Origin of the sequence: Bacillus sp. MM09(2025) (assembly GCF_050496725.1) — a bacterium.
GTDB lineage: Bacteria > Bacillota > Bacilli > Bacillales > Bacillaceae > Bacillus > Bacillus pumilus.
The window spans coordinates 161,377-180,198 of the sequence record NZ_JBNWEN010000004.1 but is presented as its reverse complement, the minus strand read 5'-3'; the positions used below and the strand labels follow the sequence as shown (position 1 = coordinate 180,198).

At 42.6% G+C, this 18,822-nt stretch carries 16 protein-coding genes; 15 read left to right on the top strand and 1 reads right to left on the bottom strand.

All coding sequences use genetic code 11. The features are described from left to right. The first annotated feature begins 4 nt into the window (after nt 1-4). Nucleotides 5-2,419: a phenylalanine--tRNA ligase subunit beta gene (gene pheT, locus ACQYAC_RS07170; RefSeq protein ID WP_429943008.1), complete on the top strand. Its 2,415-nt coding sequence runs from the start codon at nt 5-7 to the stop codon at nt 2,417-2,419. 38 nt (nt 2,420-2,457) lie between these two features. Here pheT and rnhC read toward each other — a convergent pair whose 3' ends face one another. Next, nucleotides 2,458-3,381 (bottom strand): ribonuclease HIII, encoded by a 924-nt coding sequence (gene rnhC, locus ACQYAC_RS07165; RefSeq protein ID WP_081042328.1) that lies wholly within the window; start codon nt 3,379-3,381, stop codon nt 2,458-2,460. A gap of 134 nt (nt 3,382-3,515) precedes the next feature. Here rnhC and zapA point away from each other — a divergent pair, with 134 nt between their 5' ends. From zapA to uvrC, 14 genes are all read left to right on the top strand, one after another. Beyond that, nucleotides 3,516-3,782 carry a cell division protein ZapA gene (gene zapA / locus ACQYAC_RS07160; protein ID WP_058015117.1) on the top strand — a complete coding sequence of 89 codons (267 nt, stop codon included), beginning with the start codon at nt 3,516-3,518 and terminating at the stop codon, nt 3,780-3,782. Between the two features lie 7 nt (nt 3,783-3,789). Continuing rightward, nucleotides 3,790-4,323 carry a CvpA family protein gene (locus ACQYAC_RS07155; protein ID WP_180310399.1) on the top strand — a complete coding sequence of 178 codons (534 nt, stop codon included), beginning with the start codon at nt 3,790-3,792 and terminating at the stop codon, nt 4,321-4,323. A 114-nt stretch (nt 4,324-4,437) separates the two neighbouring features. After that, nucleotides 4,438-6,150 carry a DNA polymerase/3'-5' exonuclease PolX gene (gene polX, locus ACQYAC_RS07150; protein ID WP_429943007.1) on the top strand — a complete coding sequence of 571 codons (1,713 nt, stop codon included), beginning with the start codon at nt 4,438-4,440 and terminating at the stop codon, nt 6,148-6,150. Between the two features lie 21 nt (nt 6,151-6,171). Next, nucleotides 6,172-8,529 (top strand): endonuclease MutS2, encoded by a 2,358-nt coding sequence (locus tag ACQYAC_RS07145; RefSeq protein WP_058015141.1) that lies wholly within the window; start codon nt 6,172-6,174, stop codon nt 8,527-8,529. Between the two features lie 14 nt (nt 8,530-8,543). Then, on the top strand, nt 8,544-8,948 hold the full coding sequence (locus ACQYAC_RS07140; protein ID WP_007501637.1) for a DUF350 domain-containing protein: 405 nt from the start codon (nt 8,544-8,546) through the stop codon (nt 8,946-8,948). A 162-nt stretch (nt 8,949-9,110) separates the two neighbouring features. Continuing rightward, nucleotides 9,111-9,566, top strand: a complete 456-nt coding sequence (locus ACQYAC_RS07135; protein ID WP_429943006.1) for an immunity 63 family protein — start codon at nt 9,111-9,113, stop codon at nt 9,564-9,566. A 101-nt stretch (nt 9,567-9,667) separates the two neighbouring features. Then, nucleotides 9,668-11,389: an AMP-binding protein gene (locus ACQYAC_RS07130; RefSeq protein WP_429943005.1), complete on the top strand. Its 1,722-nt coding sequence runs from the start codon at nt 9,668-9,670 to the stop codon at nt 11,387-11,389. A gap of 167 nt (nt 11,390-11,556) precedes the next feature. Continuing rightward, nucleotides 11,557-12,141 carry a TetR/AcrR family transcriptional regulator gene (locus ACQYAC_RS07125; protein WP_003216590.1) on the top strand — a complete coding sequence of 195 codons (585 nt, stop codon included), beginning with the start codon at nt 11,557-11,559 and terminating at the stop codon, nt 12,139-12,141. Between the two features lie 26 nt (nt 12,142-12,167). Continuing rightward, nucleotides 12,168-12,947 (top strand): enoyl-CoA hydratase, encoded by a 780-nt coding sequence (locus tag ACQYAC_RS07120; protein ID WP_058015121.1) that lies wholly within the window; start codon nt 12,168-12,170, stop codon nt 12,945-12,947. 31 nt (nt 12,948-12,978) lie between these two features. Next, nucleotides 12,979-13,752 carry an electron transfer flavoprotein subunit beta/FixA family protein gene (locus tag ACQYAC_RS07115; protein ID WP_012010823.1) on the top strand — a complete coding sequence of 258 codons (774 nt, stop codon included), beginning with the start codon at nt 12,979-12,981 and terminating at the stop codon, nt 13,750-13,752. A gap of 44 nt (nt 13,753-13,796) precedes the next feature. Next, complete coding sequence (locus ACQYAC_RS07110) at nt 13,797-14,774, top strand: electron transfer flavoprotein subunit alpha/FixB family protein (RefSeq protein WP_058015122.1); 978 nt, start codon at nt 13,797-13,799, stop codon at nt 14,772-14,774. Between the two features lie 75 nt (nt 14,775-14,849). Then, nucleotides 14,850-16,328, top strand: coding sequence for an alpha-N-arabinofuranosidase (locus tag ACQYAC_RS07105; RefSeq protein ID WP_429943004.1), 1,479 nt, complete (start codon nt 14,850-14,852; stop codon nt 16,326-16,328). Nucleotides 16,329-16,573: 245 nt separating this feature from the next. Further along, nucleotides 16,574-16,888: a thioredoxin gene (gene trxA, locus ACQYAC_RS07100; protein ID WP_007501629.1), complete on the top strand. Its 315-nt coding sequence runs from the start codon at nt 16,574-16,576 to the stop codon at nt 16,886-16,888. 139 nt (nt 16,889-17,027) lie between these two features. Beyond that, entirely contained in the window at nt 17,028-18,800 is a 1,773-nt protein-coding gene (gene uvrC, locus ACQYAC_RS07095) for an excinuclease ABC subunit UvrC (RefSeq protein WP_427366341.1), read from the top strand. The last annotated feature ends 22 nt before the right edge of the window (nt 18,801-18,822 follow it).

Here is an 18,822-nt window from a genome sequence, read left to right as displayed (position 1 = left end):
CAACATGTTTGTTTCATATAAATGGTTAGAAGACTATGTCGATTTAGAAGGCATTCAGCCGGATGAATTAGCAGAGAAAATCACAAGAAGCGGAATTGAAGTGGAAGCCGTTGAATATAAAGGCGAAGGCATTAAAGGAGTTGTCGTTGGACACGTCGTGGAGCGAGAACAGCACCCGAATGCCGACAAGTTAAATAAATGTCTCGTCGATATCGGAGAAGACGAACCGGTTCAAATTATTTGCGGGGCTCCGAATGTGGATAAAGGTCAATATGTGGCTGTCGCAACGGTTGGCGCAGTTCTTCCTGGGAACTTTAAAATTAAAAAAGCAAAGCTGCGCGGCGAAGAGTCTCATGGCATGATTTGTTCTCTGCAAGAATTAGGTGTCGAAAGCAAACTCGTACCAAAGGAATATGCAGAAGGTATTTTTGTTTTCCCAAATGACGTCAAACCCGGGGATGATGCCCTTCAGGCACTTCAATTAGACGATGCAGTACTTGAGCTTGGCTTAACACCAAACCGTGCGGATGCTCTGAATATGCTAGGTGTCGCCTATGAGGTTGCAGCCATCTTAGGGAAAGACACCAAACTTCCTGATACAGCACATGACACGTCTTCAGAAAAAGCAGCAGACTATATTTCGGTGAAAATTGAAGATCAAGAAGCGAATCCACTTTATGCAGCGAAGGTCATTAAAAATGTAAAGATTGGACCAGCACCGCTTTGGATTCAAACAAGATTGATGAATGCAGGCATTCGCCCAATTAACAACGTCGTCGATATTACGAACTTTGTACTGCTTGAATACGGTCAACCGCTTCATGCCTTTGATTATGACCGCTTTGGTTCAAAGCAAGTGGTCGTACGTAAAGCGACTGATAGCGAAAGCATTCAAACACTTGATGAGCAAGAGCGTACACTTTCATCAAAGCATCTTGTGATCACTAACGGAACGAAAGCGCACGCTGTCGCAGGCGTCATGGGCGGTCTTGAATCAGAGGTGCGTGATGAAACGACAACAATTCTTTTAGAAGCGGCATATTTCAACGGTCAAACAGTCCGTCAAGCATCTAGAGACTTAGGGCTTCGCAGTGAATCAAGCACACGATTTGAAAAAGGACTTGATCCGCAGCGTACGAAATCTGCAGCCGAAAGAGCGGCGCAATTGATCAGCATCTATGCTGGTGGTGAAGTGCTAAGCGGGACTGTGGAGGAAAACCACCTTGAAATAAATATGAATGTCATCCACGTATCTACTGAGCGTGTGAACAAGGTGCTTGGCATGAGCATTTCAAAAGAAGATATGATTCAAATTTTCAACAAACTGGGCTTTACAGTAGGCGAATCAAATGACGTTCTTGTCGTAACGGTTCCTTCTCGCAGAATGGATATCACGATTGAAGAAGATCTCATTGAAGAAGTTGCGAGATTATACGGCTACGATAATATTCCATCTACACTACCTGCGACAGCTGGTACAGTTGGCGGTCTCACGCCATATCAAGTGAAACGCAGAAAGGTGAGACGTTTCTTAGAAGGCGCAGGTCTTTCTCAAGCGATCACGTATTCATTGACAAATCAGCATAAGTCTACTGCCTTTGCATTGAATCCAGCTTATAAAACAAGACTTTCCCTGCCAATGAGTGAGGAACGAAGTGTGCTCAGACAAAGTCTTCTGCCAAACTTACTTGATTCAGTTGCATATAACTTGGCAAGACAAGCTGATTCCTTTGGTTTTTATGAAACGGGTTCTGTGTTCTTAGCAGAAGCTGAAGGGGCAAAACCGGTGGAAAAAGAACATGTCGCTGGTGCGCTGACAGGTTTATGGTATAAAAATCTTTGGCAGGGCGAGAAAAAAGCTGTCGATTTTTATGTAGCGAAAGGAATTGCAGAAGGTCTATTTGAAAAGCTTGGTGTATCAGACCAAATCACATATGTTCAAGCAGAGCGTGAAGGTCTTCACCCAGGTCGGACAGCAGATGTTCATTTAAATGGAAAAGTCATTGGGTTTGTTGCTGCACTTCATCCAGTCGTTGAAAAGGAATTAGATTTAAAAGAAACATATGTCTTCGAGTTTGATTTAACAGATGTGATGACGTCGGAATCGAAGGATATGAAATATACAGCGATTCCGAGATTCCCTGCTGTGACAAGAGATATTGCACTTGTTGTAGATCAGCATATCTCAAGCGGACAGCTGGAGCGTGTCATCTATGAGGCAGGCGGGGATTTACTGACTGATCTATCCGTCTTTGACGTGTATGAAGGTGAACACATGGAAGAAGGCAAGAAATCTGTTGCATTCTCTCTCCAATATTTAAATCCGGAACAAACTTTGACAGAGGAAGAAGTCACCGCAGTTCATACGAAAGTATTGAAAGCATTAGAAGATACGTATCAAGCCGTCTTGCGCGGTTAAAGAAAAAAGAGCTAAGGCCATATGGGCCTAGCTCTTTTTTATAACCATTTTTTTGCTTTTTGTGTGTTGGCAAAATGCAGTTTTGTAAATTGACGTAAAGCCTCTTCGCCGTGCAGCTTGATGAGCTTTGCAGCCGCCTTGTCTACATGAGGGCCGGCTCCTTTTGGAATGTCAAACCCTGCTGCTTTAGATAACTTATCCATTTCAATTAAAAAAGCGTACCTTGCAATAATGGAAGCCGCAGCAACTGACAAATGAATACCTTCTGCTTTTGTGCTAAAGTACGTCCGTTCCCGAATAATTTTTTTTCCAGCAAGATGCTTGAAATAAATACCCGGTTCTGCAAATTGGTCAATTAAAATAGCTTCAGGCTGTTTCCCATCTAATTTCTCCAGCACAGAGGTGATGACTTGGTTGTGAAGGAGCGCCTTCATTTTTCCTTGGCTCATGCCCTTTTCCTGCATCGCATTGTACTTTTCATTTCGGAGTACAAGAAGGCTGAACGGAATGGTTTTGATGAGATCTTTGGCAATGTTGATAATTTGCGGGTCTTTTAGGCCTTTTGAGTCTTTTACGCCAAGCTCTTTCATGAGAGCAAGCTTGCTTGAATCAACATAGGCGGCACAGACCGTTATCGGTCCAAAATAATCACCTGTTCCTACTTCATCTGAACCGATGACGGACATAGAAGCAATCCCTGACGGCGGACTATATTTTGTGACAGCAGGTGCTTTTGGACTTTTCGGATCAGCAGTTTGTAAATGGCTGAATTGACTGGCTTCAGCTTCTGCCTTTTGACCTTGAAACAGCACTTTTCCAGATCGATAGGCTGTAATCGTACAGCCAGGAACCTTTGCTTGAAAAAGGGCGCCTGGTGGTAACGTATCAGTTAAGTGGTGCGCATACGCGCTTTTCATCTTTTTAAGGTCTTCTGATGTTGCTTTTAAGACGGATTGTGGCACAGTGGATAACTCCTTTTTACCTTGATATCATTGATTTCTAAAGTGTACCATAACAGGGAAGGGCTCGTCTTTCCATTCAATGTCTAAACATGTTATGATAGAGACTAGGATTCTCGTGGAATGGAGGAGAAACGTTGTCTGACGGCGGTAAAACGAAAACAACAAAAACAACAGTTGAGATTTACGGACAGTCCTTTACGATCATCGGTCAAGAAACGAAGATGCATATGCGACACGTTGCTTCAATTGTTGATGATAAAATGAGAGAAATAAATGAAAAAAACCCATACCTTGATATAAACAAATTAGCTGTACTGACAGCAGTCAATGTCGTCCACGACTACTTGAAATTAAAAGAGCAATACGAAAAACTAGAGAATCAGCTTAGAGAAAAGGAATGAAATTACCGTGATCGATATCATCATTTTGTTTTTGCTTCTTATGGGAACGCTTGTCGGTCTAAAACGCGGGTTTATTCTTCAATTTATTAAATTGATCAGCTTTGTTGTTTCTATCTTAGTGGCTTCCATGTTTTATCAGTCACTTGCACCACAGCTTACGTGGATTCCAGCACCTAATTTTAGCGGCGGTCAAGCGCAGCTCGCTTTCTTTAGTGGGAATCTAGAAACAGCTTATTATAATACCATTGCGTTTATCATTCTGTTTATCTTGACCAAAATCCTGCTCGCCATCATTGGCGGATTGCTCACAACCATTGCAAGTATACCTGTGATTAAGCAGGTCAACAAACTGCTTGGCGGTGTTTTAGGATTTCTTGAAACCTATCTATTTGTATTTATTCTCTTGTTTGTCGCTGCATTACTTCCAGTCGATGCACTGCAAACGATGTTGAGTAAATCCATATTAGCAGATGCGATCGTAAGCAACACCCCTTATCTGTCCGGTCTTATCAAAGACTTATGGACGACGTATGGAGTTTAAAAACTTCTCCTTTCTTGGAGAAGTTTTTTCTCATTCCATGACAGAAAGTTGTAGGATGAAGGAAAAGTTTGTATATTTATAAAGGAAGATGCCAAAGCGGCTGGAGGATGAGAGATGAATAAAAAAGATATTATCAAACTTCTTGAAACAATTGCAGTATATATGGAGCTAAAAGGAGATAATCCTTTTAAGATTTCTGCCTTTCGTAAAGCAGCAGCGGCACTGGAACAAGATGACCGCAGCCTTTCTCAAATAGATGATCTATTAGCATTACCCGGCATTGGAAAAGGAACCTTTGCTGTGATCACTGAGTATATCGAAAAAGGACAATCAGAAACACTCGAACAATTAAAAAAAGAAGTGCCTGAAGGACTTGTCCCGCTTTTGAAATTGCCAGGACTCGGCGGGAAGAAGATCGCTAAGCTTTACCAAGAGCTTGGCGTCCATGATGCACAGTCTCTAAAAGAAGCATGCGAAACGGAAAAGGTACAAGCGCTTGCTGGCTTCGGCAAAAAAACAGAAGAAAAGATTCTCGCAGCTCTTGAGGAAGCAGGAAAGCAGCCGGAACGACTGCCAATTGGATTTGCATTAGATGTGGCAGAGCGGATTGATCACGCGCTTGAAGAGATGAAAGGTATCATCCGTTTTTCAAGAGCTGGCAGCTTAAGACGTGCTCGCGAAACCGTCAAAGATTTAGATTATATCATTGCAACAGACAATCCTGAGCAAGTCAGAGAGCAGCTCGTTGCACTTGATGATGTGAAAGATGTGATCGCAAGCGGTGATACGAAGGTATCTGTTGTGCTTGCCCTTGATTTTGAGATCAGTATCGACTTCCGACTTGTGACAGAAGACCAATTCGCAACTACGCTGCACCATTTCACTGGCTCAAAAGATCACAATATTCGAATGCGTCAGCTTGCAAAGGAACGCGGAGAGCGCATTAGCGAATATGGTGTGGAAACGATTGAAACTGGAGATGTAAAAACGTTTGAAGACGAAAGCGCTTTTTATGCACATTTTCAACTTCCGCTCATTCCTCCAGAAATTCGTGAAACCGGAGCAGAGATTGATACGTATAAAGAAAGTATGCAGTTTGTAGAACTGAAAGATATCAAAGGCGACCTTCATATGCACTCGACATGGAGTGACGGAGCCTTCTCTATTCGTGAAATGGCGGAAGCATGTATCGCAAAAGGCTATGAATACATGGCGATTACAGACCACTCGCAATATTTAAAAGTAGCAAACGGCTTAACAAAAGAACGTTTGCGTCTGCAAGCAAAAGAAATTGATAAGCTTAATCAGGAATTCGAGCATTTTCACATTTTCAAAGGGGTCGAAATGGATATCCTTCCGGATGGATCGTTAGATTATGATGATGACTTTTTAAAAGACATGGATTTTGTCATTGCGTCTATTCATTCTAGCTTCTCTCAGCCGGAAGAAGTCATTATGGAACGCCTTGAAAATGCCTTGCGTAATCAGCATGTCGATTTAATTGCACATCCAACAGGCCGTTTGATCGGCAGACGGGATGGCTATGCCTTAAATATAGATCAGCTCATAGAACTTTCGAAGAAAACAGGCACTGCACTTGAACTCAACAGCAATCCGTCAAGACTTGATTTGAAAACAGAGCATTTAATCAAAGCAAATGAAGCGGGTGTGAACATCATGATCAATACAGATGCGCACAACATCGCCATGCTGGAACATATGGAAGTCGGTGTAACAGCTGCAAGAAAGGGCTGGACACCAAAAGCAAATGTCGTGAATACTTTTACTCTAAACGAGATCAAAAAGTTTTTAACGCGTGACAGGTAGTCGTTAGGAGGCTGGACCATGCTGCAACAAAAAGTGTTAGCATCATTAGAATTTCATAAAGTAAAAGAAAAAGTGATGTCCTATACCGCATCCACATTAGGAAAAGAAAGAGCGCAGGATTTAACACCTCTGACGGATATAGAAACCATTCAGCATTTGCTGGAAGAGGTAGCAGAAGCGCAAGATGTGATCCGATTAAAGGGATCAGCGCCATTTGGCGGGTTAACAGATATTAGACGCGCAGTGAAACGGGCAGAAATCGGAAGTACATTAAGCCCTTCTGAGCTGATGGAAATCGCAGGACTATTATATGCGGTGAAAAATATGAAGCACTTTCTCACGTCCATGTATGATGATGGAGTAGACATACCGCGTCTTCATACATATGCTGAGACGCTCATATTACTGCCTGAAATCAGAAAAGAAATCGAAAGCTGTATTGGTGATAATGGAGAAGTACTTGATCATGCAACCCCAGCACTTCGTTCATTGCGCATTCAATTACGCTCACTAGAATCAAAGGTCCGTGATAAATTAGAAGCGATGATTCGTTCACAATCGGCTTCGAAAATGCTGTCAGACACAATTGTCACCATTCGTAATGACCGGTTTGTTATTCCTGTGAAACAAGAGTACCGCTCGAATTACGGCGGCATTGTTCATGACCAGTCTTCATCAGGGGCAACCCTTTTTATTGAGCCGCAAGTGGTCGTGGATGTAAATAACACCTTGCAGCAAACCCGTTTAAAAGAGAAGCAAGAGGTTGAAAAGATCCTGCAAATGCTGACAGAGAGTGTGTCAGAGCACATTGGGGAACTGCTTCACAATGTAAAGGAGCTGCAAACGCTAGATTTTATTTTTGCTAAAGCTAAATATGCAAAGGCAGAAAAAGCCACAAAACCTGCTGTGAATGATCAAGGAGAAATCTATTTAAAACGAGCAAGACATCCTCTATTGCCTCGGGATCAAGTTGTCGCAAATGATATTGAGCTCGGTAAAGATTTTTCAACAATCGTGATCACTGGACCAAATACAGGGGGAAAGACCGTTACCTTAAAAACGCTGGGTCTATTGACGCTGATGACACAGGCGGGCCTCCATATTCCAGTTGAAGAAGGCTCTGAAGTGGCTGTGTTCGACCAAGTTTTTGCTGATATTGGAGACGAACAATCCATCGAACAAAGCTTGAGTACGTTCTCATCTCATATGGTCAATATTGTCGATATCTTAAAGCATTTGACTTCTAACTCTCTCGTTTTATTTGATGAATTAGGGGCAGGAACAGACCCAGCTGAAGGTGCGGCACTAGCGATGAGCATATTAGATGAAGTGCATCAAACAAATGCACGTGTCATTGCAACGACTCATTACCCCGAGCTGAAGGCATATGGGTATAACCGGGAAGGCGTCACGAATGCAAGCGTGGAGTTTGATATCGAAACCTTATCACCAACGTACCGCCTGCTCATCGGTGTGCCTGGTCGAAGTAACGCATTTGAAATTTCAAAGCGTCTTGGTTTGCCAGATCACCTCATAGACCGGGCAAAAGCGGATATGCATGCAGAGCATAATGAAGTAGACCAAATGATTGCTTCATTAGAAGATAGCAAGAAACAAGCAGAAGAAGAACTGCATGAGACAGAAGTCTATAGAAAAGAAGCAGAAAAGCTTCATAAAGAATTGCAAAGACAAATTCTTGAATGGAATGAGCAAAAAGACAAACTGCTTGAAGAAGCTGAACAGAAAGCGAAAGAGAAAATTGATCAAGCATCAAAAGAAGCAGAAGATATCATTCAAGAGCTCCGTTCGATAAAAAGTGAACACCGCTCATTCAAAGAGCATGAACTCATCGATGCGCGAAAGCGTCTTGAAGAAGCTGTTCCTGAGTTTGACAGGAAGAAGAAGCCAGAGCCAGCGAAAAAAGCAGTAAGACAGCTGAAGTCAGGCGACGAAGTCAAAGTGCTTACCTTCGGACAAAAAGGAACACTGCTTGAACAAACAGGCGACAAAGAATGGAGTGTCCAAATGGGCATTCTAAAAATGAAGGTAAAAGAAAAAGACATGGAATTTATCAAATCAGCACCTGAATTTAAGCAAGAAAAAGCCATCACGGCAGTCAAAGGGAAAGATTATCATGTCTCGCTTGAACTCGATTTAAGAGGCGAGCGTTATGAAAATGCCTTAAGCAGAGTCGAAAAATATTTAGATGATGCTGTATTAGCTGGTTATCCTCGCGTGTCTATTATTCACGGTAAAGGAACTGGCGCCCTTAGAAAAGGGGTTCAGGAATTATTGAAACAGCACCGAAGTGTGAAAAATGCTCGTTTTGGCGAACAAGGTGAGGGAGGATCAGGCGTCACCATCGTCGAATTAAAGTAAAAAGGAGAAAACGCATGAAAGCCTTTTGGGAAAATGAACTTGTGGAAATTGCCGCCTATTATAGTGTGGCCGTCCTATGTCTCGTCTTATTTCTAACCATTTTTGAACTCGTCACTTCTTATAAGAACTGGGAAGAGATCCAGCGGGGGAACTTAGCTGTTGCCATGGCAACAGGCGGGAAGATCTTTGGGATTGCGAATGTGTTTCAGCATTCAATCGCACAGCACAATTCCCTTCTTCAAATGGTTGGATGGGGCGTATACGGCTTTGTGATGCTGCTTGTCAGCTATTTCATTTTTGAATTTTTAACACCGCGTTTTAAAGTAGACAAAGAGATTGAAAATGATAATAGAGCGGTCGGGTTTATTTCACTCATCATTTCAGTTGGGCTGTCTTACGTAGTCGCAGCCGGCATTTAAGGAGACGACATGGAAAAGCTAGCAAAAGTATTAATCGTAGTTGCCTGCACTTTTGCAGTCATTGGTGCCGTTTATCTGTTCCTGTGAAATGAAAAAAACAACGTTAGAAAGCTGTCAGGGAATCCCTTGGCAGCTTTTATCTCATCAAAGGCGGCGAATGACATGAAGCACATTCTGCAACAAGACGAACTGATCAAGCGCATTGATACTTGTCTTCAAATGACATCCCTTCCAAGAGACATATACGAACCGTATATGGCACGTCCATTTCAAACGTCAGGATTTTTTGATGATTTGAGTCCCTATATTCAAATCGATTCGAGTGGTTATATCCTCATTCAATATGAACGAGGAATTCAAATGCTGCATAAAAGAACAAAAGTGGCAGATGAAGTCATTTACTGGATTTTAGAAGATACCATTTTTCTCACGGTTTACATCAACATGATGAAAAAGCATCAAGTCGACAACATCCAGACGCATTTACCGAATGATCCGAGTATCCATCAACAGATCGTGGATAGAGTGAACGAATCATTTCGTGCCATCGGCGGTTTATATGAACAGTGGCATCATGAAGGAAAAAGAGCTTCTATCGAAACACCGGCGAAAAAGTAAACATGTGCAATTGAACCAAGCTCTATTAGAAAAAAGCAAACTGCCCTAAGGAAAAGTTTGCTATAATATAATAGTACGAAAGTTCAGGAAGGAGGGTTTTTATGCAGTCAGATAAACGTTGGCTTCTGCATTACCCGAATCAAATTCCCCACGAACTCACCATCCCAAATGAAACATTACAATCTTACTTATTCAGCTCCGCAGAGGCTGCACCTGAGCATACAGCCATTCATTTTCTAGGAAAGAACATCACCTATGAACAGCTGCAAGAAGACGTATTGAAACTAGCCAGTCATCTGATGAAAATTGGCGTGAAAAAAGGCGACAGAGTAGCGATCATGCTGCCGAACTGTCCTCAATCGGTCATTTCTTATTATGCTGTTTTAATAGCAGGCGGCATCGTTGTTCAAACAAACCCGCTTTATACGGAGAAAGAACTGGCATACCAAATGGAAGACAGCGGCGCCAAAGTGCTGATCACGCTTGATCTGTTGTATCCAAAGGCTTATAAAATGAAAGCGCTGACAAGTGTGGAGCACTTAATCGTTACCAAACTACAAGATTATTTACCATTCCCGAAAAACATACTGTTTCCTATTGTGCAAAGAAGAAAAAATAAAATGGTCATCCAAGTCGAGAAAAATGACACCATTCATCACTTCGTGCAGATTATGAAAGAATCGGAAGGTGAACAGCAGATACCCGCACTTGCCTTTGATCCGAAAGAGGATATCGCTGTTTTGCAATATACAGGCGGAACGACCGGTTTACCAAAAGGGGTCATGCTTACACATGAAAATATTTTAGCGAATACTGAAATGTGCGCTTCCTGGATGTATAAAACAAACAGGGGGAAAGAACGCATCCTCGGCATCATTCCGTTTTTTCATGTCTACGGAATGACGACCGTCTTAAATCTTGCTGTCAAAGAAGGACATCAAATGATTCTTCTTCCACGCTTTGATGTCGCTGATACCCTCAAAACCATTGAAAAACAGAAGCCTACGCTATTTCCAGGCGCACCAACCATGTATATCGCCTTGCTGCATCATCCGAACATTGAAAAGTATGACCTGTCGTCCATCACTGCATGTCTAAGCGGCTCAGCGGCACTTCCTCTTGAAGTCAAACAAAGCTTTGAAAAATTAACCGGAGGACGCTTAGTGGAGGGGTATGGACTTTCAGAAACCTCACCTGTGACTCATTCTAACTTTTTATGGGGAGCGAACAAAACAGGCAGCATTGGCTGTCCTTGGCCTAATACAGATGCCGGTATTTATTGCGAGGAAACCGGAGGCCTAAAAGAACCATATGAGCATGGAGAAATTATTGTTAAAGGCCCTCAGATCATGAAAGGATACTGGAATCAGCCAGAGGAGACAGAGGCTGTATTACGAGATGGCTGGTTTTTCACCGGAGATATAGGGTATATGGATGAGGACGGTTTTTTCTATATCGTCGACCGGAAAAAAGATGTCATCATTGCGAGCGGCTATAATATTTACCCAAGAGAAGTCGAAGAAGCTCTTTATGAGCATGAGCTTGTACAAGAAGTCGTCGTCGCAGGTATTCCAGATCCGTACAGAGGAGAAACAGTGAAAGCATTTATTGTACCGAAAAAGAATGCCTACTTAACAGAGGACGAACTTGATCGCTTTGTCAGGACGAGAATTGCCTCATTTAAAGTACCGCGCGTGTATGAATTTAAAGAGTCACTGCCTAAAACAGCCGTCGGGAAGATTTTGCGCAGAGTATTAATTGAAGAAGAGAAAAGAAAGCACGCTTCATCATCTGAAACGCCTGCCGATCAACTGAAAACATAACGGCTGCATCATCCGGTCTACCGGCCGGATGATTTGAATGTTGACCGTCTGGTCTGTTATGCTAAAGGTGGAAAAGAAAGAAGAAGATTACTTGACAAATCGCCCGTTTCTTTTTAACATAAAGTTATGAATGAATACTCATTCAATCCAGAAAGGGACGAAGCACATTGAAGCAGAAAAGACCGAAGTACATGCAAATTATTGATGCAGCAGTTGTGGTGATTGCAGAGAATGGCTATCACCAATCACAAGTGTCAAAGATTGCGAAACAAGCAGGGGTAGCAGACGGAACCATTTATCTTTATTTCAAAAATAAAGAGGATATTTTGATCTCATTGTTCAAAGAAAAAATGGGACAATTCATCGAACGGATGGAAACAGATATTCAAAAGAAACCGTCGGCGAAAGAAAAGCTTCTACTACTCATTGAGGAGCATTTTCGTATGCTTGCGCAAAATCATCATTTGGCTCTTGTGACACAGCTTGAACTCAGGCAGTCAAACCTTGAGCTGCGGCAAAAAATCAATGAGGTGCTGAAAGGGTATTTAAATATGCTCGAATCCATTTTAGCAGAAGGAAAGAAAACAGGAGAATTTAGACAAAATCTAGATGTCCGCTTAGCGAGACAAATGGTATTTGGGACGATTGATGAAACCGCTACAACATGGGTCATGAATGATCAAAAATATGATCTTCCTGCACTCGCAGAAAACGTACGTGATCTACTCTTAAACGGAATACATCAATCTTAAAGACATTTTGAAAAAGGATGATTGACATGGAAAAGATACTCAGCTTACATCATGAAAGGCAGACAGCACTTATCACGATTCAGCATCCACCAGCAAACGCCTTATCTTCTCAGCTGCTCACCGAGCTTAATGACATGTTTGAACAGCTCGAACAAAATGAAGAAGTAAGAGCCATTGTGATCCACGGAGAAGGAAGATTTTTCTCAGCAGGTGCTGATATTAAGGAATTTACGACGTTACAGGAAGAGTCTGACTATTCAAGCCTTGCAGACAGAGGGCAGCAGGTCTTTGAGCGGATTGAACAATGTCCAAAACCGGTCATTGCTTCAATTCACGGAGCTGCATTAGGCGGGGGTCTTGAGCTTGCTATGTCTTGTGATATCCGAATCGCAACAAAAGATGCGAAGCTTGGACTGCCTGAACTAAACCTAGGTATCATTCCAGGGTTCGGCGGTACGCAGCGCCTGCCGCGCTATGTTGGTTCTGCTAAAGCGCTGGAAATGATGGGTACAGCTGAACCGATTACAGGTGAAGAAGCATTCGCCTGTGGACTTGTGTCAAAGCTGGCAGAAACAGAGGAAGAGGCGCTCGAAGCAGCCAAAACACTTGCATCAAAATTTGCAACGAAAAGTCCAAAATCACTCGAGTATGTGCTGGATTTATTGAATGCGACAAAATTGTATTCATATGATGGCGGTATGAAGCTAGAAGCCAAAAAGTTCGGTGAAATTTTCCAATCGAATGACGCCAAAGAAGGCATCCAAGCCTTTATTGAAAAACGTAAACCGAATTTTAAAGGGGAATAAGGGATTCAAACGACACAAGGGGGAGAAATGAATGAATATATTTGTTTTGATGAAGCGTACGTTTGACACGGAAGAGAAGATTTCCATTCAGTCTGGTGCAATTCAAGAAGATGGGGCAGAGTTCATTATTAATCCTTATGACGAGTACGCCATAGAAGAAGCGATTCAGCTTCGCGACGAGCACGGGGGAGAAGTGACCGTTGTGACAGTTGGCAGTGAGGATGCGGAAAAGCAGCTGAGAACAGCGCTTGCTATGGGCTGCGATCAAGCCGTTTTATTAAATGTGGAAGACGACTTAGAAGAGTGGGATCAATATTCAGCTTCTACGATTCTTTACCATTATTTAAAAGACAAAGAGGCTTCCTTGATCTTAGCAGGGAATGTGGCAATTGACGGGGGCTCTGGACAGGTTGCCCCGCGTCTTGCTGAATTACTTGGGTTTTCATATGTCACAACCATCACAAGTATTCAAATTGACGGCGGCTCTGCTTCGATTGAACGAGATGCAGAAGGTGATGTGGAAGTCATTTCTGCTGAGCTTCCGCTTGTCGTCACTGCGCAGCAAGGTCTCAATGAGCCTCGCTATCCATCATTACCTGGCATTATGAAGGCAAAGAAAAAGCCTTTAGAAGAGTTGGAACTTGATGATTTAGATCTCGATGAAGATGATGTCCCATATAAAATCAAAACAATTGAACGTTTCTTACCGGAGAAAAAAGAGGGTGGCAAGGTGCTGAGCGGTGAGCTTCAGGATCAAGTCAAAGAACTGACAGATTTACTAAGAAATGAAGCAAAGGTCATCTAAACATCCACTTTACGATATCACGAGAACAAGGGGGAACTTGAAAGATGAGTAAAAAAGTTGTTGTACTTGGAGAAAGTCGTGACGGTAAATTAAGAAATGTGACATTTGAAGCCATTGCTGCCGCTCATCAAGTGGCAGATGGCGGTGAAGTCATTGGCGTGTTAATAGGGGATGACGTCAAAGACCAAGCGAATGAACTGCTTTACTATGGAGCGGATCATGTCATGATTGTGGAGCATCCGCACCTTTCATATTATACGTCAGATGGTTTTACGCAGGCACTTCAAGCCATATTAGATCAGGTTGACCCAGATGCGGTCCTCTTTGGACATACGTCTATCGGAAAAGACTTGTCGCCGAAAATAGCTGCACGCTTGCAAACTGGTCTAATTTCAGATGCAATTGATGTAAGCGTTACCGGAGAACATCTTGTTTTCACAAGACCGATTTACTCTGGAAAAGCCTTCGAAAAAGTGATTTCAACAGATCGTCTGCTTTTGGCAACAATACGCCCAAACAACGTGGCACCTCTTGAGCGGGATGCCTCACGAAGCGGAGACATTACCCCGGTTTCTGTCGATATTCAGAACCTGCGAACGATCGTGAAGGAAGTCATTAAAAAAACGTCAGAAGGTGTAGATTTATCTGAAGCAAAGGTCATTGTTGCCGGGGGACGCGGGGTCAAGAGTAAGGAAGGGTTTGAACCGCTGAATGAACTCGCTGAGACGCTGGGCGCAGCAGTCGGTGCCTCGCGTGGCGCCTGTGACGCAGACTACTGTGATTATGCCCTGCAAATTGGGCAAACAGGCAAGGTCGTCACACCTGATCTCTATATTGCATGCGGGATATCAGGGGCGATTCAGCATTTAGCCGGAATGTCTAACAGTAAAGTCATTGTGGCGATTAACAAAGACCCAGAAGCCGAGATCTTCAAAATTGCCGATTACGGAATCGTCGGTGATTTGTTCGAAGTGGTACCGCTTTTGAATGAAGAGTTAAAAAAGATGAATATCCACTCGTAACGCTCATACACTCAGAATGCCTAGGTATTCTGGGTTTTTTTGTATGTAATCAATACACAAAGGAGCGGTTGACAAGTGAAGGGGAAAGTAAAAGTCAATGACGTGATCGGACGTATTTCTAAACACATCTATGGACATTTTCAAGAGCATTTAGGAAGAGGGATTTATGACGGGATTTGGGTCGGAAAAGATTCTGAGATTGATCATATTGAGGGAATTCGTACCGATGTGCTAAAAGCCCTTCAAGCACTACATATTCCTGTGCTTAGGTGGCCGGGCGGCTGCTTCGCAGACGAGTATCATTGGGCAAATGGTGTTGGAGATATGAGCGAACGAAAGCCGATGGTGAACACTCATTGGGGTGGTACCGTTGAATCCAATGCATTTGGTACGCATGAGTTTATGAAATTGTGTGAGCTGCTTGAATGTGAGCCTTATATTTGCGGAAATGTGGGAAGTGGGACTGTTCAAGAATTAGCAGACTGGGTCGAGTACATCACATTTCCAAAGGGAACACCTATGTCTGATTGGCGCATTCAAAATGGAAAACAAGAACCTTGGGACCTGACCTATGTTGGTGTAGGCAACGAAAGCTGGGGATGCGGCGGGAATATGACGCCTGAATACTATGCAGATCTATATAAACGTTATCAAACGTATGTAAGAGAGTTTGCAGGTCAGACCATATACAAAATTGCATGCGGCGCCAATTCAAATGATGTGAATTGGACAAAAGTATTAATGGAGCGGGCCGCACCTTGGATGGATGGACTCAGTTTGCATTACTACACCGTACCTGGTACGTGGGAGAAGAAAGGGTCAGCGACTGAATTTGATGAAGATGAATGGTTTATCACATTGAAAAAAGCCTATGAGATGGAACGGCTTGTCGTGGATCATGGAGAGATTATGGATCGTTATGATCCAGACAAGCGAATCGGGATGATCATTGATGAATGGGGAACATGGTATGACCCAGAACCAGGTACGAATCCAGGATTTTTGTATCAGCAAAACACACTAAGAGACGCACTTGTTTGTGCCCTTCATTTTCATATCTTTCATCGTCATTGCCAGCGGATTCATATGGCGAATATTGCCCAGACGGTCAATGTGCTGCAAGCAATGGTGTTAACGAAAGACGAAAAGATGCTTCTGACGCCTACTTACCATGTGTTTCACATGTTTCAAGTGCATCAAGAGGAGGAAGCACTTGAAGTGGAATTCGTGTCAACACCTTATGAACGAAGCGGTGAAAAAATACCTCAGGTTAGTGTGTCAGCTTCGCGTTCGTCCGATAAGATGCATATTAGCTTCTGTCACCTGAATCCGCATGAACAAAACGAAGTATCCCTTGCCATTGAAGGTTTGGATGCAAAAACGAAGGTTACGGGCCGTGTGCTGACAGCGGACCGCATGAATGCGCACAACACATTTGACGATCCTCATGCTGTCCAGCCAGCAGAGTTTCAGCAATTTGCTGTAAAACCCGGTGAGTTGACCATAGATCTGCCGCCAATGTCTGTGGTGATGATCACGATCGATCTGGCTTGATCGCATATTTAGATGTTTGATGAGGAGGATGTTGGGGCATCATACATTGTAAACGAAGCGGAAAGGGAGTTATTTATATGCTTAGAACGATTCTCATGATTATCGGTGCAATTGTTGTCATTGGTGCGATTATACGGTTTGTTTTTTAATTCATTTCATAAAAAATGATTCGTAAGCATTTCATTCGCAAGTCACATTGGTAGATGCTATACTAAAAAGCATAATTTACATTGGAGGAATGAATAATGGCAATCGTAAAAGCTACTGACGCAACATTTTCACAAGAAACTGCAGAAGGTGTTGTTCTTGCGGACTTTTGGGCACCATGGTGCGGACCTTGTAAAATGATTGCTCCAGTTCTTGAAGAACTTGATCAAGAAATGGGCGATAAAATGAAAATTGTAAAAATTGATGTAGATGATAACCAAGAAACTGCTGGTAAATACGGCGTGATGAGTATCCCAACACTTCTTGTTTTAAAAGACGGTGAAGTGGTAGAAACTTCTGTTGGTTTCAAACCAAAAGAAGCACTTGCTGAGCTTGTTAACAAACATCTATAAACCTGTCTATGCCCGAGCGGCATACTCACTGAAGCGGTTCTCGTAAAGACGAGAGCCGCTTTTCTTTCAATATGGTATAAAACAAATGTTCGTGATACACTAGAAGGAGTGAAAGAGGAAAACAAGGACGGATGAAAATATGAACAAACTGATCAAAGAAAAGCTATCGGTCTTGCCAGATCAACCAGGCTGCTATTTAATGAAAGATCGACAAAATACAGTCATTTATGTGGGGAAGGCAAAGGTCTTAAAAAATAGAGTACGCTCTTATTTCACTGGATCTCATGACGCCAAAACGCAGCGTCTTGTCAGTGAAATTGAGGACTTTGAATACATTGTCACCTCTTCTAATATCGAGGCACTCATTTTAGAGCTAAATTTAATCAAAAAATACGACCCAAAATACAATGTCATGCTCAAGGATGACAAAACGTATCCTTTTATTAAAATTACGAATGAACGACATCCTAAATTGATCGTCACCCGTCATGTGAAAAAGGACAAAGGGAAATATTTCGGACCATACCCGAACGTACAGGCAGCACGTGAAACGAAAAAGCTGCTCGACCGTTTATATCCTCTCAGAAAATGTGCCACCCTCCCTGATCGCGTCTGTTTATATTATCATCTTGGACAATGTCTCGCGCCATGTGTGTATGACATTTCTGAAGAAACGAATAAGCAGCTCGTGGACGAAATCATAAGGTTTCTAAACGGAGGACATCAGCAAATCAAAAAGGAACTTACCGAAAAGATGGAAGAAGCCGCCGAACAATTAGAGTTCGAACGCGCAAAAGAATTGAGAGATCAAATCGCATATATCGACTCTACGATGGAAAAGCAGAAAATGACGATGAGCGATTTATCAGATCGAGATGTTTTTGCATATGCCTATGACAAGGGCTGGATGTGTGTCCAAGTCTTCTTCATCAGGCAAGGAAAATTGATTGAACGCGATGTCAGCCTGTTTCCTATGTATCAAGACCCTGAGGAAGAGTTTCTCACGTTTATGGGGCAATTTTATGAAAAGAACAATCACTTTCTGCCGAAGGAAATTTTGGTGCCAGATAGCGTAGATCAAGAGATGATTGAACAATTGCTTGAGACGAACGTTCATCAGCCGAAAAAAGGAAAGAAAAAGGATTTGCTCTTACTTGCCCATCAAAATGCTAAAATCGCCTTAAAAGAAAAATTTTCGCTCATTGAGCGCGATGAAGAGCGGTCCATTGGTGCAGTGAAGCAGCTTGGAGATGCGCTGAATATTTATATGCCTTACCGGATTGAGGCATTTGATAACTCGAATATTCAAGGTGCAGACCCGGTTTCTGCTATGGTCGTCTTTCAGGACGGGAAGCCGTATAAAAAGGAATACCGAAAATACAAAATTAAAACCGTCACAGGTCCAGATGATTATGCATCGATGCGTGAAGTCATTAGAAGGCGATATACCCGCGTGTTAAAGGATGAGCTTCCGCTGCCAGATTTGATTTTAATTGACGGAGGAAAGGGACAGATCAATGCAGCGATAGATGTGCTTGAAAATGAATTGAATCTGTCTGTTCCAGTAGCAGGTCTAGTAAAAGATGAAAAGCACAGGACGTCGAATCTAATGATGGGCGATACACTGGAAATTGTTGCACTTGAGCGGAATAGCCAGGCCTTCTATTTATTGCAGCGCATTCAAGATGAAGTGCACCGGTTCGCGATTAGCTTTCACCGGCAGCTGCGAGGAAAAAATGCATTTCAATCTATTTTAGACGATGTGCCAGGTATCGGAGAAAAGCGTAAAAAACAGCTTCTTAAACATTTTGGCTCTGTGAAAAAGATGAAAGAAGCCACGATCGAAGATTTTCAGGAGGCTGGCATCCCAAAACAAACGGCCGAGCTTTTAATGGAAGCTTTAAAAAAATAGATTGTACTTTTTCCAAAAGTCT